This is a genomic window from Streptomyces fodineus (assembly GCF_001735805.1).
Taxonomy (GTDB): domain Bacteria; phylum Actinomycetota; class Actinomycetes; order Streptomycetales; family Streptomycetaceae; genus Streptomyces; species Streptomyces fodineus.
Window position 1 is genome coordinate 4,088,194 of the sequence record NZ_CP017248.1, and the last position, 23,629, is coordinate 4,111,822.

Annotated in this window: 21 protein-coding genes; 9 read left to right on the plus strand and 12 right to left on the minus strand. The window is 72.3% G+C overall.

Annotated elements, in window-relative coordinates:
* Window positions 1-11: 11 nt before the first annotated feature.
* From BFF78_RS16870 to BFF78_RS16880, 3 genes are all read right to left on the minus strand, one after another.
* Window positions 12-1,127: a sensor histidine kinase gene (locus BFF78_RS16870; protein WP_069783624.1), complete on the minus strand. Its 1,116-nt coding sequence runs from the start codon at window positions 1,125-1,127 to the stop codon at window positions 12-14.
* Window positions 1,128-1,402: 275 nt separating this feature from the next.
* On the minus strand, window positions 1,403-1,894 hold the full coding sequence (locus tag BFF78_RS16875; RefSeq protein ID WP_079161357.1) for a DUF3017 domain-containing protein: 492 nt from the start codon (window positions 1,892-1,894) through the stop codon (window positions 1,403-1,405).
* The gene (locus tag BFF78_RS16880) at window positions 1,884-2,738 is read right to left on the minus strand and encodes a bifunctional methylenetetrahydrofolate dehydrogenase/methenyltetrahydrofolate cyclohydrolase (protein ID WP_069779127.1); all 855 of its coding nucleotides are present in this window, start codon (window positions 2,736-2,738) and stop codon (window positions 1,884-1,886) included. The genes BFF78_RS16875 and BFF78_RS16880 overlap by 11 nt, the downstream gene beginning before the upstream one ends.
* Window positions 2,739-3,002: 264 nt before the next feature.
* Here BFF78_RS16880 and BFF78_RS16885 point away from each other — a divergent pair, with 264 nt between their 5' ends.
* The 4 genes from BFF78_RS16885 to BFF78_RS16900 all read left to right on the plus strand — a co-directional run bounded on the left by BFF78_RS16885 (window position 3,003) and on the right by BFF78_RS16900 (window position 6,562).
* Entirely contained in the window at window positions 3,003-3,569 is a 567-nt protein-coding gene (locus tag BFF78_RS16885) for a hypothetical protein (RefSeq protein ID WP_069779128.1), read from the plus strand.
* 153 nt (window positions 3,570-3,722) lie between these two features.
* A complete protein-coding gene (locus tag BFF78_RS16890) occupies window positions 3,723-4,478 on the plus strand; it encodes an FHA domain-containing protein (RefSeq protein ID WP_069779129.1) in 756 nt (251 codons plus the stop codon).
* Window positions 4,475-6,010, plus strand: coding sequence for a protein kinase domain-containing protein (locus BFF78_RS16895; RefSeq protein ID WP_069779130.1), 1,536 nt, complete (start codon window positions 4,475-4,477; stop codon window positions 6,008-6,010). Before BFF78_RS16890 ends, BFF78_RS16895 begins: the two co-directional genes overlap by 4 nt.
* A gap of 81 nt (window positions 6,011-6,091) precedes the next feature.
* Complete coding sequence (locus BFF78_RS16900) at window positions 6,092-6,562, plus strand: hypothetical protein (RefSeq protein ID WP_069779131.1); 471 nt, start codon at window positions 6,092-6,094, stop codon at window positions 6,560-6,562.
* A 6-nt stretch (window positions 6,563-6,568) separates the two neighbouring features.
* On the opposite strand, the gene BFF78_RS16905 is transcribed toward BFF78_RS16900, so the two are convergent.
* Both BFF78_RS16905 and BFF78_RS16910 read right to left on the minus strand, forming a co-directional pair.
* Entirely contained in the window at window positions 6,569-6,805 is a 237-nt protein-coding gene (locus BFF78_RS16905) for a DUF397 domain-containing protein (RefSeq protein ID WP_069779132.1), read from the minus strand.
* A complete protein-coding gene (locus BFF78_RS16910; RefSeq protein WP_193433477.1) occupies window positions 6,783-7,637 on the minus strand; it encodes a helix-turn-helix domain-containing protein in 855 nt (284 codons plus the stop codon). Before BFF78_RS16910 ends, BFF78_RS16905 begins: the two co-directional genes overlap by 23 nt.
* Window positions 7,638-7,744: 107 nt before the next feature.
* On the opposite strand from BFF78_RS16910, the gene BFF78_RS16915 reads away from it, so the two are divergent.
* Together BFF78_RS16915 and BFF78_RS49355 are read left to right on the plus strand one after the other, a co-directional pair.
* On the plus strand, window positions 7,745-8,131 hold the full coding sequence (locus tag BFF78_RS16915; RefSeq protein ID WP_069779133.1) for an ATP-binding protein: 387 nt from the start codon (window positions 7,745-7,747) through the stop codon (window positions 8,129-8,131).
* Between the two features lie 106 nt (window positions 8,132-8,237).
* Window positions 8,238-8,369, plus strand: a complete 132-nt coding sequence (locus BFF78_RS49355; protein WP_257786872.1) for a hypothetical protein — start codon at window positions 8,238-8,240, stop codon at window positions 8,367-8,369.
* 45 nt (window positions 8,370-8,414) lie between these two features.
* Here BFF78_RS49355 and purH read toward each other — a convergent pair whose 3' ends face one another.
* Together purH and purN are read right to left on the minus strand one after the other, a co-directional pair.
* The gene (purH, locus tag BFF78_RS16920; RefSeq protein ID WP_069779134.1) at window positions 8,415-9,986 is read right to left on the minus strand and encodes a bifunctional phosphoribosylaminoimidazolecarboxamide formyltransferase/IMP cyclohydrolase; all 1,572 of its coding nucleotides are present in this window, start codon (window positions 9,984-9,986) and stop codon (window positions 8,415-8,417) included.
* Window positions 9,983-10,621: a phosphoribosylglycinamide formyltransferase gene (gene purN / locus BFF78_RS16925; RefSeq protein WP_069779135.1), complete on the minus strand. Its 639-nt coding sequence runs from the start codon at window positions 10,619-10,621 to the stop codon at window positions 9,983-9,985. The genes purH and purN overlap by 4 nt, the downstream gene beginning before the upstream one ends.
* 305 nt (window positions 10,622-10,926) lie before the next feature.
* Here purN and BFF78_RS43300 point away from each other — a divergent pair, with 305 nt between their 5' ends.
* Both BFF78_RS43300 and BFF78_RS16940 read left to right on the plus strand, forming a co-directional pair.
* A complete protein-coding gene (locus BFF78_RS43300) occupies window positions 10,927-11,826 on the plus strand; it encodes a hypothetical protein (protein WP_079161358.1) in 900 nt (299 codons plus the stop codon).
* A 260-nt stretch (window positions 11,827-12,086) separates the two neighbouring features.
* Entirely contained in the window at window positions 12,087-14,888 is a 2,802-nt protein-coding gene (locus tag BFF78_RS16940; protein WP_069779138.1) for a hypothetical protein, read from the plus strand.
* Window positions 14,889-14,927: 39 nt separating this feature from the next.
* Here BFF78_RS16940 and BFF78_RS16945 read toward each other — a convergent pair whose 3' ends face one another.
* Window positions 14,928-16,661 carry a cell division protein PerM gene (locus BFF78_RS16945; protein WP_472573255.1) on the minus strand — a complete coding sequence of 578 codons (1,734 nt, stop codon included), beginning with the start codon at window positions 16,659-16,661 and terminating at the stop codon, window positions 14,928-14,930.
* Between the two features lie 45 nt (window positions 16,662-16,706).
* On the opposite strand from BFF78_RS16945, the gene BFF78_RS16950 reads away from it, so the two are divergent.
* Window positions 16,707-17,579: an RNA polymerase sigma factor gene (locus tag BFF78_RS16950; RefSeq protein WP_099054885.1), complete on the plus strand. Its 873-nt coding sequence runs from the start codon at window positions 16,707-16,709 to the stop codon at window positions 17,577-17,579.
* A gap of 78 nt (window positions 17,580-17,657) precedes the next feature.
* On the opposite strand, the gene sucD is transcribed toward BFF78_RS16950, so the two are convergent.
* From sucD to BFF78_RS16970, 4 genes are all read right to left on the minus strand, one after another.
* Window positions 17,658-18,542: a succinate--CoA ligase subunit alpha gene (gene sucD / locus BFF78_RS16955; RefSeq protein WP_069779140.1), complete on the minus strand. Its 885-nt coding sequence runs from the start codon at window positions 18,540-18,542 to the stop codon at window positions 17,658-17,660.
* A gap of 28 nt (window positions 18,543-18,570) precedes the next feature.
* Window positions 18,571-19,749 (minus strand): ADP-forming succinate--CoA ligase subunit beta, encoded by a 1,179-nt coding sequence (gene sucC / locus BFF78_RS16960; protein WP_069779141.1) that lies wholly within the window; start codon window positions 19,747-19,749, stop codon window positions 18,571-18,573.
* Window positions 19,750-20,214: 465 nt separating this feature from the next.
* A complete protein-coding gene (locus BFF78_RS47400; protein WP_069779142.1) occupies window positions 20,215-22,287 on the minus strand; it encodes a hypothetical protein in 2,073 nt (690 codons plus the stop codon).
* Between the two features lie 273 nt (window positions 22,288-22,560).
* The gene (locus tag BFF78_RS16970; protein WP_159033017.1) at window positions 22,561-23,508 is read right to left on the minus strand and encodes a hypothetical protein; all 948 of its coding nucleotides are present in this window, start codon (window positions 23,506-23,508) and stop codon (window positions 22,561-22,563) included.
* Between the last annotated feature and the right edge of the window lie 121 nt (window positions 23,509-23,629).

Below are 23,629 nucleotides of genomic sequence, written 5' to 3' on the forward strand. Positions count from 1 at the left end.
CCCGTTACCGCCTACCGCTCCGCTTCCGGCGAGCCGGTACGGCCGCGCTCGGCGGCCGACGTGGGCAGGGTGAGCAGGACCTCGAAGCCGCCCCCGGAGCGTGGGCCGACCGTGATCGTCCCACCGTAGAGCTTGGCCCGCTCGCGCATGCCGATCAAGCCGTGTCCGCTCCCCGTCGGCACTCTGGCCGGAATCGTCCCCTGACCGTCGTCGGTGACCCGGACGGTCAGCTCGTGGGCACCGTACCGGAGTTCCACGCGCGCGTGCGCCGGACCGGCGTGTTTGAGGACGTTGGTGAGGGCCTCCTGGACGACGCGGTAGGCGCACAGTTCGACGCCGGGCGGCAGCGGGCGCCCGGTGCCCGCCACGGCGAGGTCCACGGGCAGCCCGCCGGAGCGGACCCGGTCGAGGAGTTCGCCGAGCCGGGCCAGCGTCGGCATGGGGGCCCGCTCGGGCGCCTCGGGGTCCTCCTCGCGCAGCAGGTGCAGCATGCGGCGCAGCTCCTCCAGGGCCTCGCCGCTGGTGTCCGCGATGGTGCCGAGCGCGCCGCGGGCCCGGCCCGGGTTGGAGTCGAAGACGAACCGGGCAAGACCGGCCTGCACCGAGATGACGGACATGTGGTGGGCGACCACGTCGTGCAGCTCGCGGGCGATCCGGCCGCGTTCCTCGGCGACCGCGCGCCGGGCCCGCTCGGCCTGCTCGGCGTGCAGCCGGCGGGTGAGCTCGGCGGAGCGGTGGGCCAGGTGCCCGAACCAGACCAGCACCGAGGAGTACAGCAGTGCCTGGCCGAGCACGGACGCCATGGACGGGGTGTGGCTGACCACACCGGCGTACGCCCAGACCCCGGTCAGGCAGGCCGCACAGGCCAGCGCGGTGCGCACGGGGCGTACGGAGGCCACGGTGTACAGCGCGAGCATGGAGCCGAAGGTGCACACCACCGGCCAGTAGCCGAGGGTGATGTAGACGGTCGCGGCGGCCTGGACGACGGCGAAGACCAGGAGCGGCCGGCGACCGCGCAGGGCGACCGGCAGATGGGCGAGGGCGACCAGGGCGTAGGCGCGGGCGTCGAGTTCCTTCCAGCCCTGCGACCGCGACTCCTGCCCGAGCAGGACGGCGACCACGGTCATGGCGACCGCGATCAGCGGGTCCACGAGCGGGCGGAGGGTCGGCGGTCGCACCGCCGCAGGGTAACGCCCGAGGCCGGAGGCGGGAGTCAACCCGTGGGGGTACCGCGGAAGTTGCAGGCACCGGTCGGCTACCGCCCGGGGTGGTAGGAGAGTTCCGCCCGCGGGTGGAGGCGCGGCCGGGGCGGGCGGCCGTAGCGTCGGGGACGGGGACACGCCGGTGGCCCGCGCCCCCGGGGGAGGCGCGGGCCACCGGCGGCGCGCTGTCGCGCCTGGCGCTACTTGTTGCTGAGCGTGACGTGCAGCAGGTCCTTCAGGAACGGGATCTGCAGCCAGGGGTCGGGCTGGGCCATCATCGCCAGCAGGACGATCCCGAGGCCGAGGATGCCGTACGTGACGATGTCCGTGAAGCGCGAGCGGACGGCGAGCATGCCGACGCCGGGCAGTATCCAGCGCATGACCGCGCCGGCCAGCAGGGTGGCGCCGATCAGCAGGGTGCCGGCGCGGAACAGGTCGAAGGCGGTCAGCAGCAGGCCGAGCGCGACCCCGCAGAGCACGACGAGCAGGGGCCACTGTCGCGCCGGGGCCGGGGCGTCGCGGGAGGCGGCCCGGCCGCCGCCCTCGGGCCGGGCGGTGTCCCGGGTGATCCGCGGGAAGCGGCGGGTGGTCCGCTCGGGACGCTCCTCGCCGTCGTCGTGTGCGCGGGTGAATGCCCGCCCGTTCTGCGTTGCGCGGGTGACCGCCCCCGCGCGGGCTTCCTCAGCCGGCACTGCGCTCCGCCGCCTCGACCACGTTGACCAGCAGCAGCGCCCGGGTCATCGGGCCCACACCACCGGGGTTCGGAGAGATCCAGCCGGCCACCTCGACGACGTCCGGGTGGACGTCACCGACGATCTTGCCCTCGGCGTTGCGGGACACACCGACGTCCAGGACCGCGGCACCCGGCTTGATGTCCTCGGCGCGGATCAGGTGCGGGGCGCCGGCGGCCGCGATGACGATGTCGGCCCGCTTCAGGTGGGCGGACAGATCACGGGTGCCGGTGTGGCACTGGGTCACCGTGGCGTTCTCGCTGCGGCGGGTGAGCAGCAGCGGCATCGGACGCCCGATGGTCACACCGCGTCCGACGACCACGACCTCGGCGCCCTTGATCTCCACGCCGTGGCGGCGCAGCAGGGTCAGGATGCCGTTCGGGGTGCAGGGCAGCGGAGCCGGCTCGTTCAGCACCAGCCGCCCGAGGTTCGTCGGGTGGAGCCCGTCGGCGTCCTTGGCCGGGTCCATCAGCTCCAGGATGCGGTTCTCGTCGATGCCCTTGGGCAGCGGCAGCTGGACGATGTAACCGGTGCAGGCCGGGTCCTCGTTCAGCTCCCGGACGACCGCCTCGATCTCCTCCTGGGTCGCCGTGGCGGGCAGCTCGCGCTGGATGGAGGCGATGCCGACCTGCGCGCAGTCGCGGTGCTTGCCGGCGACGTACTTATGGCTGCCGGGGTCGTCCCCGACCAGGATCGTGCCGAGGCCGGGCGTGATGCCCCTCTCCTTCAGCGCCGCCACGCGGGCGGTCAGATCGGACTTGATCGCGGCTGCGGTGGCCTTGCCATCGAGAATCTGGGCGGTCATACCCCCCATCCTCGCGGATGACCCGCCCCCGGTTCCAATCCGGGGTCGCCGGGCGCCGTACCGCAATGTCACCAGATGATCGACGATGTTGCACTTGCACAACACCTGGGTCGTCCGGCTGGACAAGTCGGTAACCGGTCAAGAACGATGAACAGCACAGTGCAGCGGGCAGCTCAACGGGGGGACGGACCGCATCTGTAGAAACTCTCCTCCGTGCAGTGCCGCGACTCGTCCCCGCACTCGAGCAACGGAGGAACCACCACCATGAGCTTCGGCGACCCGAACAACCCGTACGGCCCGCCGCAGGGCCAGCAGCAGGGCTACGGCTACCCTCAGGGCCAGCAGCCCGGGTACGGCTACCCCCAGGCACCGCCCGTCCAGCAGGCGTACGGCGCCGGCGCCCCGATGACCGCCATGCCGGGGAACGTCAGCGCGGCCCGGGTGATGCTGTGGGTGATCGTCGGTCTGCAGGTGATCGGCGCGGGTCTGTTCGTGTTCTACGCGATCGCCGTGAACCACGCCAAGAACGACAGCAACCTGCAGGACAACTCCTCCTTCCAGCGGGTCGCCGACTACGGCACCGGCATCCTGATGGGCATGGCGGTGTTCGCGCTCGCCTGGGGCGTGTTCGCGGCCGTCCTCGCGGCGAAGTTCAACACCGGCGGCAACGGCCTGCGCATCACCACCCTGGTGTTCGGCATCATCACCGCGGTCCTCGGCCTGTACCCGTTCGTCATCGTGGGCCTCGTGCACACGGTTCTGGCGATCCTGATCGCCTGCTTCGTGGGCGGAGCCGGCGGCAGGGCCTGGTTCAACCGCGCGCGCTACTGAACCCGCCCGCGCGACGGAACAGTTCGCGCCATTTCAACGCCGAGGGCCGTGTCTCACCCGTCCAGGGGGAGGCACGGCCCTGCTGTCTCCCCCTAGTCTGGCTGGGGTGGCCGCCCGCGGCCGGGGTGGCCGTCAGGGACGGGAAGAGGCAGCTTGTACAGCATCATCGTCGTACCTCCGCCGATCCCGGAGGACCGACCGCAGCGCAACCAGATCCGGCTCGCCCCCGGCGAGCGCCTCGCCTTCGGGCGGGCGCCCGGCAACAGTCTGACGATCCCGCACGAGGGCGTCTCGCGCCGGGCCGGCGAGCTGAGCGCGCAGGGCGCGTTCTGGATACTGAGCAACCTGTCCGCGCGGCAGACGTACGTCGTGGAGAACCCGGAGGGCGCCGGTGAACACATCAAGGTCGGCCCGGGCAGACTCGAAGCGCCGATCCCGTTCGAGTTCTCGCGGATCGTGCTGCCCGCCGCGGGCGAGCTGCTGACCATCGAGGTGTGGGCGCCGCGCCATGACTACCTGCGCGACGGCGCCGGAGCGGACGGCGACACCACCGCCCCCGCCTTCTCCGTCGACCGCACCAAGCGCTACTTCGCCGTGCTGGCCGCGCTGTGCGAACCCCGGCTGCGCGGCGACCCGCACGCCCCGCTGCCCACCGTCGACCAGGTCGTCGACCGGCTGCGCCCCGCCTGGCCGGCCGCCTCGCGCACCTCGGTGCAGTGGAACATCGACTACCTGGCCGTGAAACTACGGCTCAAGCCCGGCCCGGAGACCGCGGACACCGGCCCCCGCCTCAACGGCAAGAAGGAGTCGCTGGTCTCCCTGGCGCTCCGCTTCGACCTCGTACGGGAGGACGACCTGCTCGTCCTGTCCGGCTCCGGGTCCGCCGCCGCGAGCCGGTCGGCCCGGTGACCGAGCCGTACGCCGTTCCCGTGCCCAGGGGCTACCGGGTCGGCGTCTGGGAGGTGCGCGAGCCGATCGCGACGGGGGCCTTCGGCAGCGTCTACGTGGGCCGGCGCACCGGGGACGGCGAGCGTGAACTGCCGCGCACCGCCGCCCTGAAGTTCCTGCCCACCGGCACCGGCACCCCGCGCCAGCTGGCCCACCTGCGCGAACTCATCGAGCGCGAGGTCGGCCTGCACCGGCGGCTGAGACGGCCGCGGCTGATCCGGATGTACGAGAGCCTCGTCGTCGACGACCCCGGCCACCCCGGACTCGACGGCGCCACCGTCCTGGTGCTGGAGCGGGCCGAAGGCTCCCTGTCCGCCCTGCTGGCCGGCTCGCCGCGCCCCGCCGCCGGGCCCGCCCTGCTCGCCCAGGTCTGCGAGGGACTGGCCCAGCTGCACCGGGCGGGCTGGGTGCACGGCGATCTGAAGCCGGCCAACGTGCTGCTGATGACGGACGGTTCGGCGCGGCTCGCCGACTTCAACATGGCCGCCGAGCTGGAGGGCACCCACGCCTACACCCCGGCCTTCTCCACCCCCGACTACACCCCACCCGAGCTGCTGTGGGCGGAGATCGGCGAACGCGGCCGGCGGATCCGCCCGTCCGCCGACGTCTGGGCCTTCGGCGTGCTCGCCCATCTCGTCCTCACCGACTCCTTCCCGCTGTCCGGCGCCACCCCGACGGCCCGCCGCGACGCGGCCGCCGCCTACGCCCACGGCACCGACGAACTGCGTCTGTCGCCCGGGCTCCCGGACGCCTGGCGGGAGATCATCCGCGACTGCCTGGCCCGTACGCACGCCGCGCGCATCGGCACCGAGGCGCTGCTGCGCCGGGTCGAGTCGGCCGCCGGCACGAGCCGCTCGCCGCGCCTGCCCCGGCTCTTCCCGCGCCGCAGACGCCGGCGGACGGTCATCGCGGGCGCCGCGGCCGCCACCGTCGCCGTGGCGGCCCTGGGGTACGGCATCAGCACCTGGACGGCTGCCGGCGGCACCGACGACAAGGGCGTGGCCACCTACGGCGCCTCCGAACTCCGCACGGACAAGGGCGTCCCGGTGCAGTACCGGAAGCTCATCGTCGACTCCGCCCACGCCTGCCCCGGGCCCGACGTCACCCCCGCGCTCGTCGCGGCGATGCTGAAGGCCGAGAGCAATTTCGACCCGAACCTCTCCGACCCGGCCCAGCACGAGTTCGGCATCGCCCGCTGGACCCCCGCCGTCCTGCGCTGGTACATGCGCGACGACGGCGTCCCCGCGCCGACGACGCCCACCCCGCCCCTCACGCCCTCCGTCTCCATCCCGGCCATGGGCCGCTACCTCTGCTTCATGGCACCCAACCTGAAGTCCGGCCTGCCCGGCGACAAGCGGGTGCTGCTCGCCGCCGCCTATCGGACGTCGTACTCGAAAGTGAACGACACGGGCGGAGTTCCCCCGAAGTACCGCGACTACTGCGCCCGTGTCGCCCACTACCTCAAGGAGTACACGCCCCCGGGAAGGAAGTGACCCTCAGACGTCCGAGGTACCTGCGGACGGGCGCGGCTGGGACGGTGGAACCACCGAACCACTCGTTCACATGGGGGAACAGTGAACATCGCCAAGCCCGCCGCGCTGCTCGTCGCGGCCACCGCCCTGCTCGCCGGCTCCACGGTCGCGGCGACCGCCGCCACACCGGACGGCACCCGGGTCACCGGCGTCCAGCAGGTGGCCGGCCAGGTCCTCGCGGGCCACCCGAAGCCGCTCTCGGCATCCGCCGACCAGGTCCGCTACGACGGCCTGACCCTCACCGAGGCCCCGAAGGGCAAGGCCGCCGCCAAGGACCTGGACTGTGCCTACGGTCACCTGTGCATGGTCGTCAAGGGCACCAAGTTCGACTTCTACAAGTGCCAGACCTGGACCGTGAACAACTGGACCGGGGACGGCCCGTTCACCAACAACCAGACCCCGGGGACGGTCGCCAGGTTCTTCAACCAGGACGGCAGCGTCCGCTGGACCTCGACGGCGTACGAGGCCGGCACGGCGACGTGGGACCCGATCTACTCCCTGCGCCCCTGCTGACCCGACCTAACAGGCTCGACGGTCTCCGGCTCCCTCGGGGGAGGGCCGGAGGCCGTCGATGAACGCTGTCCAGGCGTGGGCGGGGAAGAGGAGGGCGGGGCCGTCCGGGTTCTTGGAGTCGCGGACGGGGACGAGGTTGGGGAGAGCGTCGGCTACTTCTACGCAGTCGGCGCCGTCGTTGTTGCTGTAACTGCTCTTGCGCCAGGTGACCGAACTCAGGTCAATCCCCTTGCCGAGCTTCATGTCTGTAGGTCCTCGCTGCTTCTTCGATCAGGGCAAGGGACGCGTCAGGCGGTAGTGCGACGGCCCTAAGCAGATCGTACGACCCGCGATAGCCCTTCACGAGAGGCGGAAAGTCCAGGATCTGGCCGTTGAAGTCCCCTTCCGTCCACACCAGAGGTGGAGCGTCAGCGAAGGTCATGATCTTGACCATGCCGTGCATGAGGGGGTGCCAGGGGCGGGTTTCCGGGACGATCTGCAGAACGCTCCGCGTCGACCCGATCACGTCCAGGATGTGCTCCAACTGCTCGGCCATCAGCGCAGGTGGAAGCGGTACGTTCCGGATGAGCGACTCCCGCAGGATTCCCCAGTAGGTCGGCCGGTCCTGGCGTTTCCACAACTCCGCACGCGCCATGCGTGCACGCACGTTCTTCTCGACCGTGTCCGGGGAAATCAGCGGCGCCCCGTACCGCATAAGACCCCGCATGCACGCCTCGGTCTGCAGGAGACCGGGAATGGCATTGGGCGCCCACTCCTCCAGCGTCGCCGCTTGCTTCTCCAGGTCCGGCACCTCCACGTAGTACAGCGGATGCCCCGTGTTCCTCGCCTTGGCCGCGTCTTTACACCGCCGCTCGAAAAACCCGTCTGTCCCCAGCTTCCGGTCCACGTGCCGGGCCAGATCCATCGGCATCCCCCGCTCCCCCCGCTCGATCTGGCTCAGGAACGAGATCCCCCGGAAACTCCCCTCGGCCAACTGCTCCAGCGTCAGCCCCGCTTGCTCCCGCTTGAAGCGCAACTCGGCGCCGTAGAAGCTCGGGACGCTCGCCGACGCGTCAGGGTCCTTGCGTGCGGGCACAACTCACCACCGTCGTTTACCAGTTACCCAGCGCAACCGAAACCTCTTTCACGGTAGGGCAGCCGACGCCACTCTGTGAGTGATTCGTCACAGAAAGGCATACGGCCATGCTCCCCCGCCCCCACAACCGCTCACTGATCCTGGACCTGCTCGCGCAGCCCAAGGCCGTATCGGAGGCCCGTCGTGCCGTACGCGAGCACCTGAACGACACCCCGTGTCCCGAACTCCAGCTCTGCGTGAGCGAGTTGCTGACCAACGTGATCAACCACGTCGGCGAGGGCACCCCGGTCACCGTACGGCTGACGCGCATGGACGGCGGCCGTACCCGACTGGAGGTCAGCGACCCCGACGCCCACGCCTGGCTCGTACGACGCCGCCCCGGTGCCGAGGAGGAGTCCGGCCGGGGCCTGCTGCTGATCGACGCCGTGGCCCTGCGGTGGGGCGTCGAACGCGGTCCCGGTGGCAAGACCGTGTGGTGCGAGTGCGCCGTGTGAGCCCGCGCTCATCGTCCGGCCACCAGCGCCTCGGCCGTCTCGGTCCGGGCGTACAGGATGCTGCTTCCCGCGCGCCGGGTAGCGCAGGAGCGGCTGCCAGGGAGGCGTGGCGAGCAGCCACACCCGGGGCCAGGCGAACGCGGACGGGCCGAGGACCGTCCTGATCGCCGCCGGCTGGCTCGTCGTCTTCTGCTCACCGCTGCGGAACGTGCGTCACCTGGACGAACTCGGTACCTGAGCCGACATCGCGTGTCGGCTCAGGCGCCGGCGCTCAGGTGTCGGCTCAGTGGAAGAAGTGGCGCGTGCCCGTGAAGTACATCGTCACGCCCGCCTTCTTCGCGGCCTCGACGACCTGCTCGTCCCGGATCGAGCCGCCCGGCTGGACGATCGCGCGGACACCGGCGGCGATGAGGATCTCCGGGCCGTCCGGGAAGGGGAAGAAGGCGTCGGAGGCCGCATAGGAACCCCGGGCGCGCTCCTCGCCGGCCCGTTCGACGGCGAGCTTGCAGGAGTCGACGCGGTTGACCTGGCCCATGCCGACGCCGACCGAGGCGCCGTCCTTGGCGAGCAGGATCGCGTTGGACTTGACGGCCCGGCAGGCCTTCCAGGCGAAGGCCAGTTCCTTCAGCTCCTCGTCGCCGAGCGCCTCGCCGGTGGCGAGCGTCCAGCCCGCGGGGTCGTCGCCGTCGGCCTGGAGCCGGTCGGTGACCTGGAGCAGCAGACCGCCGTCGACCTGCTTGGCCTCGACGCGGTTGCAGGGCGCGCCCGGGGCCTTCAGGACACGGATGTTCTTCTTCTTGGCGAGGGCTTCCAGGGCCCCCTCCTCGTAGTCCGGGGCGACGATGACCTCGGTGAAGATCTCGGCGACCTGCTCGGCCATCTCCTTGCTGACCGGCCGGTTGACGGCGATGACACCGCCGTACGCGGAGACCGGGTCACACGCGTGCGCCTTGCGGTGCGCCTCGGCGACGTCCGAACCGACCGCGATACCACAGGGGTTGGCGTGCTTGATGATCGCGACGCAGGGCTCGTCGTGGTCGTACGCGGCACGGCGCGCGGCGTCCGTGTCCGTGTAGTTGTTGTACGACATCTCCTTGCCGTGCAGCTGCTCGGCCTCGGCGAGGCCGCCCGTGCCGTCGACGTAGAGGGCGGCGCCCTGGTGCGGGTTCTCGCCGTAGCGGAGGGTGTTGGCGCGCTCGAAGGTGGCGCCGAGGAAGTCCGGGAACTGCGAGTCGTCGGCCGGGGCGTAGGAGGAGGCGAACCAGGAGGCGACCGCCACGTCGTAGGCGGCGGTGTGCTGGAACGCCTCGGCGGCCAGCCGCTTGCGGGCGGCGAGGTCGAAGCCGCCGTCCTTGACGGCCGCGAGGACGTCGGCGTACCGCTCGGGGCTGGTGACCACGGCGACGGAGGGGTGGTTCTTCGCGGCGGCACGCACCATCGACGGGCCGCCGATGTCGATCTGCTCGACGCACTCGTCCTCGCTCGCACCCGAGGCGACGGTCTCGCGGAAGGGGTAGAGGTTGACGACCACGAGGTCGAACGGCTCGACGCCGAGCTCGGCGAGTTGCCGGCGGTGGCTCTCCAGGCGCAGGTCGGCGAGGATGCCCGCGTGCACCTTCGGGTGCAGGGTCTTGACCCGGCCGTCCAGGCACTCGGGGAAGCCGGTCAGCTCCTCGACCTTGGTGACGGGGACGCCGGCGGCGGCGATACGGCCTGCCGTGGACCCGGTGGAGACCAGCTCCACACCGGCCTCGTGCAGCCCGCGCGCCAGCTCTTCCAGCCCGGTCTTGTCATAGACGCTGACGAGCGCGCGACGGATGACCCGCTTGCCGCTCTCGATGCTCTCGGCGGTCACTGGATAACTACCTTTCGTCCCTCAATGCGATAGCCGTTGCGGGCGATCCGCCCCACGACCTCGACGAGCAGCCTTCGCTCGACTTCCTTGATGCGCTCGTGCAGCGCGCTCTCGTCGTCCTCGTCCCGGACCTCGACCACGCCCTGAGCGATGATCGGGCCGGTGTCGACGCCGTCGTCGACGAAGTGGACGGTGCAGCCGGTGACCTTGGCGCCGTACGCGAGCGCGTCACGGACGCCGTGGGCCCCCGGAAAACTGGGGAGGAGGGCGGGGTGGGTGTTCACGAACCGCCCGCCGAAGCGCGCGAGGAACTCCTTCCCCACGATCTTCATGAACCCGGCGGAGACGACGAGGTCGGGCTCGTAAGCGGCCACCGCCTCGGCGAGCGCCGCGTCCCACGCCTCCCGGCTCTCGTGGTCCTTGACCTTGCACACGAAGGTCGGCAGCCCGGCCCGCTCGGCACGGGCGAGCCCCTCGATGCCGTCTCGGTCGGCCCCTACGGCGACGATCCGGGCGCCGTACCGCTCGGCTCCGGTGCGCTCGATCTCGTCCAGGAGCGCCTGCAGATTGGTGCCGGATCCGGAGACCAGCACGACGAGGCGCTTGACCGCGGGGCCAGCGGGGGTGGCGGCCACTGTGGGGCCCTTTCTCGGGTGGCGACGGTTCCGGCCGGCGCTCTGGACATCGCTTTGTACATTCGTACGAATGCGTCGCGCCCCGCGATACAGGGAAGTCTACGAAGCGGTCGACCGTCAGCAACGATACCGGCACTCGGGAAGGCCCCCACGGGACGGGGGCGAGGGCGGAAGGTAGCGTTCACAACGAATCACGAAGGGCAGCCCCGGGAACGCGGTCTTCGTACGGTGCGTTGTCGGGGAGGAAGCTCATATCGGACTGCCGTGTTCACAGCCGTATTCGCCTAGGGGAAGACGCTCTTTTGATGCCCGCTCGCAGCCTGCGACTCCTCACGTTCCCTCCGACCCGCGGAGGCGAGCGTGGCACCGCCCTGCTGCGGGAGCGGCCGACCTCACCTGCCCGGGCTGCCGGCGGCGAGGAGGCCGGACAGGGGCAGGCGGGGCAGGGCGGGTCTGCGGGGCAGGGCGGCCGGGACGGTGACGGACAGGGCGCCGGCGGATACGGCGGCGGGCAGCAGGGCGGCGGACCCGGTGGTGGGCGGCAGGACGACAACCCGTTCGCGCCGCCGCCCGAGGGTGCCCCGGACCGGCCCTGGCAGCCACGCCATCCCGGTGGTTCCGAGGGCGGCGCCGACGGCCATGGCACCGGTCCCGGCGCCGGCCAAGGGGGCGGTCCCGGGCACGGCAGCCCATGGGGCGGTCAGTGGAGCGACCACCAGCCCGGGCGCTCCCCCGGCGGCTTCGGCGAGCGACCCGGCGGCGGCCCGCAGGGCCCCGGTGGACCGGCCGGCTCCGGCATGCGCTGGGACCCGACCGACCCCGCCCAGCGCCGGGCGCGCTACGCCCTGCTGTCCGGCATGTGGGCCGTCTTCTTCGCCCTGTTCAGCTGGCCGTACGTGGCCCTGCTGCTGGGCGTGCTGGCCCTGTACTGGGGCATCAGCGCCCTGCGCACCGAGCCGCGCCGCCCGGACCCGGACACTCCGCCGCAGCCGGGAGGGGGCCGCCCCCAGACGACGGCGGCCGTCGGCGGCCTGGTCACGGCCTCCCTGGCCCTGGTCCTGGTGGCCTCGACCTTCACGGTCCAGTTCGTCTACCGCGACTACTACGCCTGCGTGAACGACGCCCTCACGCACGAGGCCAAGCAGTCCTGTCAGCAACTGCTGCCACGGGAGCTGCGAGGGGTGCTGGGCGCCGGGAACAGCTGAGCGGGGCCCCGGGGAAGCGCGGCAGGAAAAAGCCCACATGAGGACCCCGAAGACATGAAGATCCCAAAGAAGCGACTGGCTCGAGAAAAGAATGGATCAACAGTCGCGTAACTCACCGCCCACCCCGGGCCATTGAGATGCCGGTGATCTATCGTGCCGCTGTCCTCCGTTACCCATGCGTAACGGCACGACACTCCAACCTCAATGGACCGGGCACCCCGCACGGGCGTCCGGCCCCGCTTGTTCCCGAGGAGGAACGGGTGGCCCAGCACACCCTGAGGAGCGGATGCGTCGCGGTCGCCGCGGCATGCGCCCTCGCCACCGGGGCCCTGCCGCTGACGGCGGCGACGGCGTCAGCCGCCGGCCCCACCGAGACGGTCATACCGGCCGCTCTGCTCAGCAACCCGCCCAAGGACGTCGTCGTCTTCGCGGGCACAGGCGGCTTTCTGCACCAGTCCGAGAACCAGCCCGCCTTCGTCTGGACGAAGTACGCCGGCGGGCCGGACATCCCGGTACCGCAGGTCAAGGCCAACCCGGCACCCGGGTACTGGGGCGCGGGTGCCGACGTGGTGGCGACACCGTCGGCCGACGGCTACCAGCTGCACGACATGGACTCGGGTACGACCACGACCATCAAGCCCGGCGCCGGTCAGAGTTACGTCGGAACGTTCGGCTCGCGCCTGTTGACGGTCACCAAGGCCGCCGATGGAACCGTGACGGGCTTTCATGTGCTCGGCACCACGGGCGGACAGCAGACCGACACACCGGTCACGGGCTGGCCTGCGGACGCCACACTGCAGGCCGTGGTGATGGCCGGGGACGCCGACTCGGTAGTACTGCGCTATACCGAGAGCATCAACGGCACCACGGAGAACCGGCTGGCGCTGGTGGACCTGGCGACCGGTGCGGTCACGCCCATCATGGGGCCGCTGGTCTCCGGCGCCCGCGCCGTGCTGTCCAGCACGTACATCGCCTGGTATTCGTCGTACGGAGCCGACGGGACCACCTCAGGGGGGCAGGTCCACGTCGTGTCCCGTTCCGCCCCCGGCGGTACGGAGAACACCATCCAGGTCCCGTCGGCACCGCTGGGCAGCACGTACGACAGCACCCTCTACCAAGTGGGCATCGCGGGCGACTCCCTGCTGATCACGTACGCAGCGTCGCACACCGGCCCGTCCAGCGCAGACGACGCGATCGGTTACCCGCTCTACACGATGCCCCTGTCCGGCTCAACGACCTTGACGCCGGTCCTGGACCACGTCATTACCAGCAGCGTCAGGCAGGAGCCGGGCGGGGCCGTCGTCGTGGGTGGCTCATCGGTCACCGACTGGGCGGCCCGCCGGTTCACCGCCGGGTCGGCAGGCACCCCGACGGGAACCGCCGTGGACTCCGACCCCGGCATGCCCGCCCCCATCGACGGGCTGACCCTCGGCGACGGGAAGCTGTTCACGGTCCGGCGCACGTCCGCCGGTGGGGACCTCGTCTACGACCGCAGCGTCCAGCCGGGCTCGCCACCCTCCTACGGCTCCGAGCAGAACTTCGGCTCCCCCTTCGCCCCCACCCACTGCGACACCACGGCCACCTGCAACCCGCCCATCGCCACCGGCGACGGCAACATCTCCCAGCTGTGGCCGAACGCCAACAGTCAGGGCGACGCCGTCACCGTGCAGTCTCCCGGCGACTCCGCAGTGATGGTCACCCCCGGCGCCACCGGCGGCACCCTCGTCGACGCCGAGGGCCGCTATGTGGTCTACGACGGCGGCTCCACGAAGAAGCAGTACATCGGTGACGCGGACATGGGCGGCACCAGCCACGTGCTCTTCACCCGCCAGATCACCGCCGCCGCACTGTCCGGCTCCACCATGTGGGTCCCCGGTCCCGCCGCCGGAACGCTGACCCGGATCGACCTCACCACCCGGCGCACCGCCCAGACCGTCGCGACCGGTGCCCCGTGTGCGCCCAGCGAGCTGCAGGCCGCCGCCCAGCACTGGGTGTACTGGTCCTGCGGCCCGTCGGGTCCCGCCGGCGTACTCGACCTGGCCACCGGCAAGGACGTACCCGTACCGGCGGGGCTCGCCCAACTCGGTGACGGGTTCGTCGTCGAGCACGACACGACTGCGGGCAAGCTGACCCTCACCGACGTGCACACCGACACCGCCACCACCACCGACCTGGCCGGCCTGCCCGCCGGGCCGGTCGCCGACGACCGCCGGGTGACCTGGGCCGTCGACGAGTACCAGGGCGGCATCGCCTACCTGGACAGCGGGCAGAACGTCCACCTGGTCGACCCGCACATCCCCGCCTCGGCCCCCGCACCCGCCGCGGGCGCCTTCATGTACCCCGGCCAGCGGCTGCCCGCGGGGCACGGCCTGAGCAGCTCCACGATGACGCTGACCATGCAGACGGACGGCAACCTCGTGGCCCGCCTGAAGACCGGCACGGGCGCCGGCCAGGTGGTCTGGTCGACCGGGACGAGCGGCAACCCGGGCGCGTACGCGGTGATGCAGACGGACGGCAACCTGGTCGTCTACAAGAACGGCGGCGGGCCGGGCACGGGCGGCGCCCTGTGGTCGAGCAAGACGTACGGCAACCCGGGGGCGTACGCCACCGTGCAGGACGACGGCGACGTCGTCGTCTACGGCAAGGCCGGCACCTCACCGCTGTGGCGGAGCGGCACCGGCGCACGGCCGCAGACCATCGGCTCCGGCACCACCCTCAGGCCCGGCTGGTGGACGCAAGGCACCTACACCCGCCTGGTCATGCAGACCGACGGCAACCTGGTGATGTACCGCCGGCGCGACGGCGCCGCCCTCTGGTCCACCCGTACCTCCGGCCACTCGGGCGCGTACGCGGTGATGCAGACGGACGGCGACCTCGTCGTCTACACGAGCGCCGGAGGCCCCGGCAAGGGCGGCGCCCTGTGGGCGAGCGGCACCGGCCGCCACTCCGGCGCGTACGCGATGATGCAGAACGACGGGAATTTCGTGGTCTACACGAGCGCCGGGGGCCCGGGCAAGGGCGGCGCCCTGTGGGCCAGCGGCACGAGCACGACGGCACGGTGACGGCTCGCCGCGCTCGACCCCGCCCGGTCCCGGGCGGGGTCAGCGGGGCGCGTCAGGGGGTTCCGGTTCCGGGGTGACGGGCGGCGGGGCGGCCGGGTCCGGGTGGGACTCGGCGGGGGGCGTCCCGCTGGGGGCGGGCAGGTCGGGTGGGGCGGCAGCATCCCGTAGGGCCGCCCAGCGGGAAGCGCGGGCCAGGTCGTCGTGCCAGTCCGGGGCGAACGGGTCCTCGGCCGGGAGGACGTCGTACAGCTCCTCCTCGGCGGTGCCGGCCGTGCCGGGCACGGGCTGCTCCGGCTGAGCCGGGGCCTTGCCCTTGCTCCTGCCCGGCTCCCTGTCCTGCCCCGGGTCCTTGCCCTCGGCCGTCTCCTTCCCCCTCGTCTCCCCCTGCTCCTTCCCGCTCCCGGAGTTCCCCCCGGCCCCCGCTGCCTGCGTCGGGATCTCGCCGCCCCGCCTGCGCCGGCCCCACAGCCGCCACGCTCGTGCGATCAGCGCCACCGGCATCCCGAACGCCGCCGTCCACGCCCCCGCCGCTCCCCCGGCCTGCCACCACACCGGGCCGAAGCGGGCCAGCGCGGACACGCCGAGCGGGCCCCCCGCCAGGTCGGCGAGCAGGGCGAAGGCCGCCGCGCAGAGGGTGGCCGTCAGGAGCATGACCCCGGCGGTACGGACGGCCGACCAGCGGACCGGCGCCGGCGCATCCGGCGCCGGCCACCGCACGGCACCCCGCGCCACGAACCACCCCGCCGTCACCCCCGCCGCCACCGGCACCAGCCCCGACGCCGAGTTCAGCGGCGTCCCGGCGCCCGCGTCGGGCACCGCCGCCAGCAGCGGGAACGGCGGCAGCAGCGGCGCCGGATCGGAGACGAACGGGTGCACCACATGCCCGGCGCCGAGGAAGAAACCGGGGCCGAGGGCGTACGACGCGGCCCACACCGCCGCGTTGGGGATCAGCGAGATGCCCAGCAGCAGCACCGCGAACCGGCCCGTCCACCCCTCGGTCAGCTGCAGGAAGGACGCCCGCGCCACCCCGCCGTGCCACACCAGCGACACCCCGAGCAGCAGCGCCCCGCCACCGAAGAGCACCGCCATCGCCGCACCGGTGGCCCGTACGGCCGTACCCACCCGGGCGCGTGCGTCCTCGCCGAACATCAGCCGCCGCACCGGGCCCGGCAGCACCACCAGCACACTCAGCACCGGCTCGCGCGGATGGCCGTACGCCGACCACACCCCGGCCGCCGCCGCGCCCGCCGCGACCAGCGGCAGACACACCGTCACCCAGATCCACTCGGGCCGCAGTTCGCCGCCCGAGCAGTACAGTGCGACCCCGCCGCCGACGCCGAGGTAGCCGAGGACGACCCCGGTCCACACCGTCCGCGCGGGTACGGGCGGCGGGCCGTCGGCGTCGGCGGGCGCGTCCACCGCGTCCCTGGCCGCCCGGTACACCCGCCACACGGGCAACGCCAGCAGCAGCAACGGCGTCACCCCCACAGGCATGGGCGCGCCGGAGAGCGTGTCGGTGCGGACCAGTTCGACGCCGTGCGCCAGCAGCCACAGTGCGGCGGCGACGTGCAGCGCGCCGCCCGGACCGTTGTCGGGGTACGGCGAGCTGACCCACAGCACCATCAGCAGCGCGGCGAACGAGGCGAAGCCGAGCCCGGCGGCGACGGCGCCGCCCAGGAAGCTGGCGGCCAGTCCGGGCTCGCGGTCCCGCATCCGCGTCAGCAGGGGTGCCAACGAGGTTCGGTGAGCGGTCATCAGGTTCACGCACGCCATGCTCCCAATGCCACGCGCCTTCCCGTCGTAACAGGCGAACCTCCGATGTGTCGCCCAATATATGTTTATGTTCTTTTTCGCACGGAAGGGCGTACGGTGACAACGCAGAACGCGGCCGGCCCGCTGACGCCGGCTCAGGCCTTCGACGCGCTGTACGCGTTCTGTGCCCCGGCCCTCGTACGGCAGACGTATCTGCTCACCGGGCGCCGGGAACTGGCCCGCGAGGCCGTGGAGCGGGCGTTCCAGACGGCCTGGCAGCGCTGGCCCGAGGTGGCCCGGGACCGGGATCCGGGCGGCTGGGTGCGGGCGGTGGCGTACGACTGGGCGCTCTCGCCCTGGCACCGCTTCCGGCCCCGCTACCGGCACCCGGAGCCGCCGCCGGCCGCCCCGGCCGACCGGGCGCTGCTGCACGCCCTGCTGAAGCTGCCGCCGTCGTACCGGCGCACGATCGTCCTGTACGACGGTGTGGGCCTCGACCTGCCGGAGACGGCGGCGGAGACGGAGGCCAGCACTCCGGCCGCCGCACACCGGCTGACCCACGCCCGCGAGGCGCTGGCCGCACATCTGCCGGAACTGGCCGACCCCGCCGAGCTGCACCGCCGGCTGCTGGTGCTGGCCTCGGCGGAGCCCCTGCGCGCGACCGAGCCGCAGCCGGTGCGGCGCGAGAGCGAACGGCGGAACGTGCTCTGGACGCGGGCGGCGATCGCGTTCACGGTGACGATCATCGGCGCGACGACCCTCACCCTGCGGACGGCACCGTCGCACTACGAGGCACCGATCGCTCCGGCTCAGGCGGTGCAGGGGGTTCCGCCGGTGGGGGTGATGGGGCCGCTGTCGCAGAAGCAGCAGGCGTTGCGGGCGAAGTTGCGGGGCGCTGCCGCGCGGGGGCCCGAGCGGCTGACACCGGACGCGCGGTGAACACGCTCGTGGCCGGCGAAGACGCCGATGGGCCCGCCCCCACCGGGGAACGGGCCCATCAACGCTCAGCTGTGAAGCTCAGCCGCCCAGAATCTCGCGGGCCAGCTTCGCCGTCTCGGTCGGGGTCTTGCCGACCTTGACGCCCGCGGCCTCCAGGGCCTCCTTCTTGGCCTGCGCCGTGCCGGAGGAGCCGGAGACGATGGCGCCGGCGTGGCCCATGGTCTTGCCCTCGGGCGCGGTGAAGCCCGCGACGTAACCGACGACCGGCTTGGTCACGTTCTCCTTGATGAACGCGGCCGCACGCTCCTCGGCGTCGCCACCGATCTCACCGATCATCACGATGAGCTCGGTCTCCGGGTCGTCCTGGAACGCGGCCAGGGCGTCGATGTGGGTGGAACCGATGATCGGGTCGCCACCGATGCCGACGGCCGTCGAGAAGCCGATGTCACGCAGCTCGTACATCATCTGGTACGTCAGCGTGCCGGACTTCGACACCAGGCCGATGCGGCCCGGCTTGGTGATGTCGCCCGGGATGATGCCGACGTTCGACTGACCCGGGGTGATGATGCCGGGGCAGTTCGGGCCGATGATGCGGGTCTTGTTGCCCTTCTTGCCGGCGTACGCCCAGAAGGACGCCGTGTCGTGCACGGCGATGCCCTCGGTGATGACGACGGCAAGCGGGATCTCGGCGTCGATGGCCTCGACGACCGCGTCCTTGGTGAACTTCTCCGGCACGAAGATGACGGAGACGTTGGCGCCGGTGGCCTTGACGGCCTCCTCGACGGTGCCGAAGACCGGTACCTCGGTGCCGTCGAACTCCACGGTGGTGCCCGCCTTGCGCGGGTTCACGCCGCCCACGACGTTGGTGCCGTCGCCGAGCATGAGCTTGGTGTGCTTCATGCCGGTGGCGCCGGTCATGCCCTGGACGATGACCTTGCTGTCCTTGTTGAGCCAGATAGCCATGGTGTGTTGGTGTCCTCGTCCTGAGTGCTTACTTGGCGGCGGCCAGCTCGGCGGCCTTGTCGGCCGCGCCGTCCATGGTGTCGACGCGCTGCACCAGCGGGTGGTTGGCGTCGGTGAGGATCTGTCGGCCCAGCTCGGCGTTGTTGCCGTCGAGGCGGACGACCAGCGGCTTGGAGACGTTCTCGCCGCGGTCCTCCAGGAGCTTCAGGGCCTGCACGATGCCGTTGGCGACCTCGTCGCAGGCGGTGATGCCACCGAAGACGTTCACGAAGACGGACTTGACGTCCGGGTCGCCCAGGATGATCTCCAGGCCGTTCGCCATGACCTGGGCGGAGGCGCCACCGCCGATGTCCAGGAAGTTGGCGGGCTTGACGCCACCGTGCTTCTCACCGGCGTACGCGACGACGTCCAGGGTGCTCATGACGAGACCGGCGCCGTTGCCGATGATGCCGACCTCACCGTCGAGCTTGACGTAGTTGAGGTTCTTCTCCTTGGCGGCGGCCTCGAGCGGGTTGGCCGCGTCCTTGTCGTGGAGCTCCTCGTACTCGGGGTGGCGGAACTCGGCGTTCTCGTCGAGCGACACCTTGCCGTCGAGGGCGATCACGTCACCGGAGGCGACCTTCGCGAGCGGGTTGACCTCGACGAGGAGGGCGTCCGACTTGATGAAGGTGTCCCACAGCTTGACGAGGACGTTCGCCACCTTGTCCGCGACCTCGGCCGGGAACTTGGCGGCCGCGACGATCTCGCGGGCCTTGGCCTCGTCCACACCGTCGATCGGGTCGATCGGCGTCTTGGCGACGGCCTCCGGACGGGTGGCCGCCACCTCCTCGATCTCCATGCCGCCCTCGACGGAGGCGATGGAGAGGAAGGTGCGGTTGGCACGGTCGAGGAGGAAGGAGACGTAGTACTCCTCGACGATCTCCGGAGCGGTCTCGGCGATCATGACCTTGTGGACCGTGTGGCCCTTGATGTCCATGCCGAGGATGTCCGTCGCGCGGGCGACGGCCTCGTCCGCGGAGGCGGCCAGCTTCACGCCACCGGCCTTGCCGCGACCACCGACCTTCACCTGCGCCTTGACGACGGACTTGCCGCCCAGACGCTCGGTGATCTCGCGCGCCGCCTCAGGCGTGTCGATGACTTCACCGGCCAGCACCGGTACATCGTGCTTGGCGAAGAGGTCCCTCGCCTGGTACTCGAACAGGTCCACGCGCTTCCGTCCCTATCAGTGATCTCGCGGTTCGTTGGATGCGTGGGCGTGCCGCGAAGGGCAACGTGACGTCCGCTTGTCACAAGGGAGGCGCACACGGTGTCCGAGCGCGCGGCATGTCCGTCTCGCAGGTTATCGCCGCTTGCGGGGGCGCCCTAAATCGAGGGTCACACCTGAGCGGTGATACCTGTCACATGATGCCGGATTCCCTGGCACGGCGTGCCGAAGGATCACGGCGGATCGGCGGCTTCGGGGGATGTGCGAGGCCTCACCGGGCTGGGGTTGACCCGGTGAGGCCTCTGGGGCGGCCCCGGCGGTGCCGGGGCCGGGGCGGTTGATCCCCACCCCAATGGGGACCACCCGCCCGTGCCGCGGGACGCCCGCCCCGGAAGAACCGACGGCATTCGGCCGTCCGGGTCCGGACGCCCCGCGGAGCGGTTCGGGGCACTCGGCCCTGGTATCCCCCTACCGGATGCCCGGCACGCCGTGCTGGGCTCCCTGGAAGTGCTGCTGGTACTGCTGGTCCTGCTGGTCCTGTGAGTACTGCTGGTACTGGTGATACGCCGGTACGGCCGTACGGGCGTAGCCTCCGGCCCCGCCGACGGCGTGCCCGGCGAGCGGACCGCCGCTGTGGCGGACGGTGCCCTCGAGGTCGTACGCGAAGCTCCCGGCCTGCTGGGCGACCGGCGCGGCCGCTTCGGCGACTCCGGCCGCGAAGGGCCCGGCCTGGCCCCCGACGCCGTGCGCCAGTCCGGCCGTGCTCCCGCCTACGCCGTCGGCCAGGGGCGAAACGGTCCCCGTGACGGTACCGGCCACGTGGTGCACGGCTCCGGTGGCGGTACCGGCCACGTGGTGCACGGCTCCGGTGGCGGTGTCCGCGGTCCGTGCGGCCGTGCCGGTGGCCGTGTCCGTGAGCGGTGCGGTCGCGCCCGTGACCCCGGCCGCGAAGAGCGGCACCTGGGCGGTCACGCCCTGGGCGAAGGCTCCGGTGCGCGTGGTCACACCGTGCGCGAGCGACGGTACGGCGCCGACGGCACCGTCCGCGAAGGGCCGGACGTCAGCGGCCACGCCGTGGCCGAGGGCGCCCGTGTCCGCCACGGCCTGCCCGGCGACCGGCACGACCCCGTGCACCGCGCCGGAGGCCACCGGCGGCAGCACGGCGTCCGTGGCGTCGTACGAGACCTGTCCGACCAGCCCGCCGGCGTACGCCGTCGCGCCCGCGGCCATCGGCCGTACGTCGCTCACGGCACCCGTGGCGACCCCGTGCACCCCGGACACGGCGCCCTGGGCGGTCCCGTACGCACCGGACGCGGCGGCACCTGCCGTCCCGTAGACACCGGGGGTGGTGGCCGCGACGGTTCCGTACACCCCCGACACGGCGGCCTCGGCGCTCCCGTAGACGCCGGACACGGCACCCTCGGCGACGCCCGGCGTCCCGGAGACCGCGACCCCGGCAACCCCGTGCACGGCGGAGCCGGCGTGCTGAACGGTCCCGTACCCGCCCGTCACCGCGTGCCCGGCCGTGCCCGGTACGCCCGTCACCGCCTGGCCGGCCACCGGCACCACGCCGTTCACCGCCGCGGAGGCCACCGGCGGGACCACGGCGGCGGTCGTCTCCGCCACGACCGGCGTGACCATGCCGGGCACGGCCCGGACCGTGCCGACGACCCGCTGCTCGGCGCCCGTGGCCGCACCGGTGACATGCGCGGGCACACCCGCGACGGAGGCCTCGGCCACACCGGTCGCCCCGGCGGCCGTACCGCGTGCGCCGTCCGCGGCACCGACGGTCCGCCCCTGCGCGCCCGCGACGGTCTGCTGCGCCGTCGTCCGTACGACGCCCTCGACACCCCGCACCTTCAGACGGGCCGCCGCCTGCGTGGCCTGGAGCTTGGTCTGGGCGGCGGCCAGGACCTCCTCGACCTCGGGGGCGAAGGAGGAGAGCGGACCGAAGAGGTAGTCGATCTCGTCCTGCGCGGTGCCGTGCGGGATGGCCCGGGAGGCGGTCGGGACGGCCGAGGCGGCCGAGGCTGCGTGCGCCGCCGCGTCGGTGGCGTGGGCGGTGACGTGCGTGCCGTCGGCCTGGACGCCGACCTGGGCATGCGTCTGCGTCTTGCGGGCCGCCTGAGCACCCCTGACGGCCTCCGCGCCCCGGATCTTCGCGGCGGCCGGGACCTTGGCCTCGACGTAGCGGCGGGCCTGGTCGGCGGTGCCGGTGGCGGTGGACGCCGTCGAGGTGAGCGAGGTGGAGGAGGCGCCCGGGGTGGCCGCGGTGGCCGTGCCGGTCAGGCCGGAGGCGGTGTCCGCGACGGTGTTGCGGACGGTGTTCTGGACGCCGGAGACGGTGTCGTGGACGCCGGTGAGGACGCCGTCGACCGTCCCGGCGACGGTGTCGGTGGCGCCACCGGTCTCGGCGCCCGCGTCCGGTACGGAGACGGAGGTGGCCGACAGCTCATCGGCACTGGCGACGGTCGAGCCGAGCGCCCACGCGCCGGTGACCCCGGCGGCTATCACGATCGAACGACGGATGTTCTTGTTCATTACGTGCGTCAAGTCCTTTGAAAATGGCAGGAAACGGCCGGAATCGACTGAATCAGTCGGAATCAGCTGGGGTTTCCGTCCGGAGACCGCTGAACACCGATCGCGCCGAACATCGATCGCGGTGAACGCCGGTCGCGATGAACGCCGATCGCAATGAACGCTTCGGCGGCTGACAGCGCTCGACGGCGCTGATCGCTGGAGGGTCCGGACGGGCGGGCAGACCTGTTCCGCCCCCGCGCGGCAGGTCCGTAGCGGGGAGGTCGGCCCTGCTGCCTAGCCGGGGAAGACGGGGATGTCCCGGTGCCGTTCCCGGGTGCCGGGCACGTCGACGCGCGCGGTGGCGCCGGGAGCGAGCCTCAGCGGCGCCCGGCCGTCGAGGGTGACGGCGTACGCGTCACCGTGGCGGGACGCACTGCCGTCGGCGGCCTGCTTGCCCAGCACACCGTCCGGGTCTCCGGCGGGCGCGGGCCGACCGGGGACACCCACACCGAGGGCGCCGCGGTCCGCGAAGATGCGTGCCATGAGCTGCGGCACGGGGGTGAACTCCGGGCCGTACGCCGCGTTCGGCGCCGGTGCGCCAACGGCCGTCCCACGGTCCTGGGCGTGGGCGCGGACGTGCCGCTGCCGCTCCTTCTGCTCCGCCGGGGCGGGCGTCGCCGTACCGCCGTGCCCCTGCGGCTGGGGCGCCGCGGACTTCGGCTCCGGCGGCAGGGGTGCGGATACGTCCGGGACTTGGGGCAGGCCGGGCAGGGGCAGGGCGGGTGCCGAGGTCTTGGGCTTGTCGACGCCTTGGGCGGTCGCGGCCTCCAGGACCCGGGACACCGCGGTCACCGTGTCTCGTAGGGGGGTGACGGCCCGTGCCGCGCCGATCTCCTGCACGGGGGTGACAGCCCGTGCGCCGAGCTCCTGCCCGGCGGTGACGGCCCTCGGCGAGGAGCCATTCACGGCCCGTGTGCCGAGCATGTGCGCGGGGGCGGCGAACCGCTCGGTGACCGTGCGGACCGCCGGGACCGGGGCCTCATGCGCCGCCGTCCCACCGGGCCGCGCCGAAGTCACCTTCGCCGGCACCGGGGTTCCGTCGGCCGCGTGCGCCTGTTCGCCGCAGAGGAAGCCCAGCGCGAACAGTCCGCCCACCAGCAGCACCAGTTGGAGCGCACGCCGCCCGGCCGCCGTGCGCAGCACGCGCACGGTGGGACCAAGGAGGGCTGCTGGGAAGGTCAAGGAGCTGAACATCCTCGGTTCGTTCGGCAGGACACGGGCTCCGCCGATCCTCGCACGGCCCGCCCGAGACCGCGCAACCCCCCTGTTACCAATGGGTAGCCATATCCCTTTTCCCTCCTCT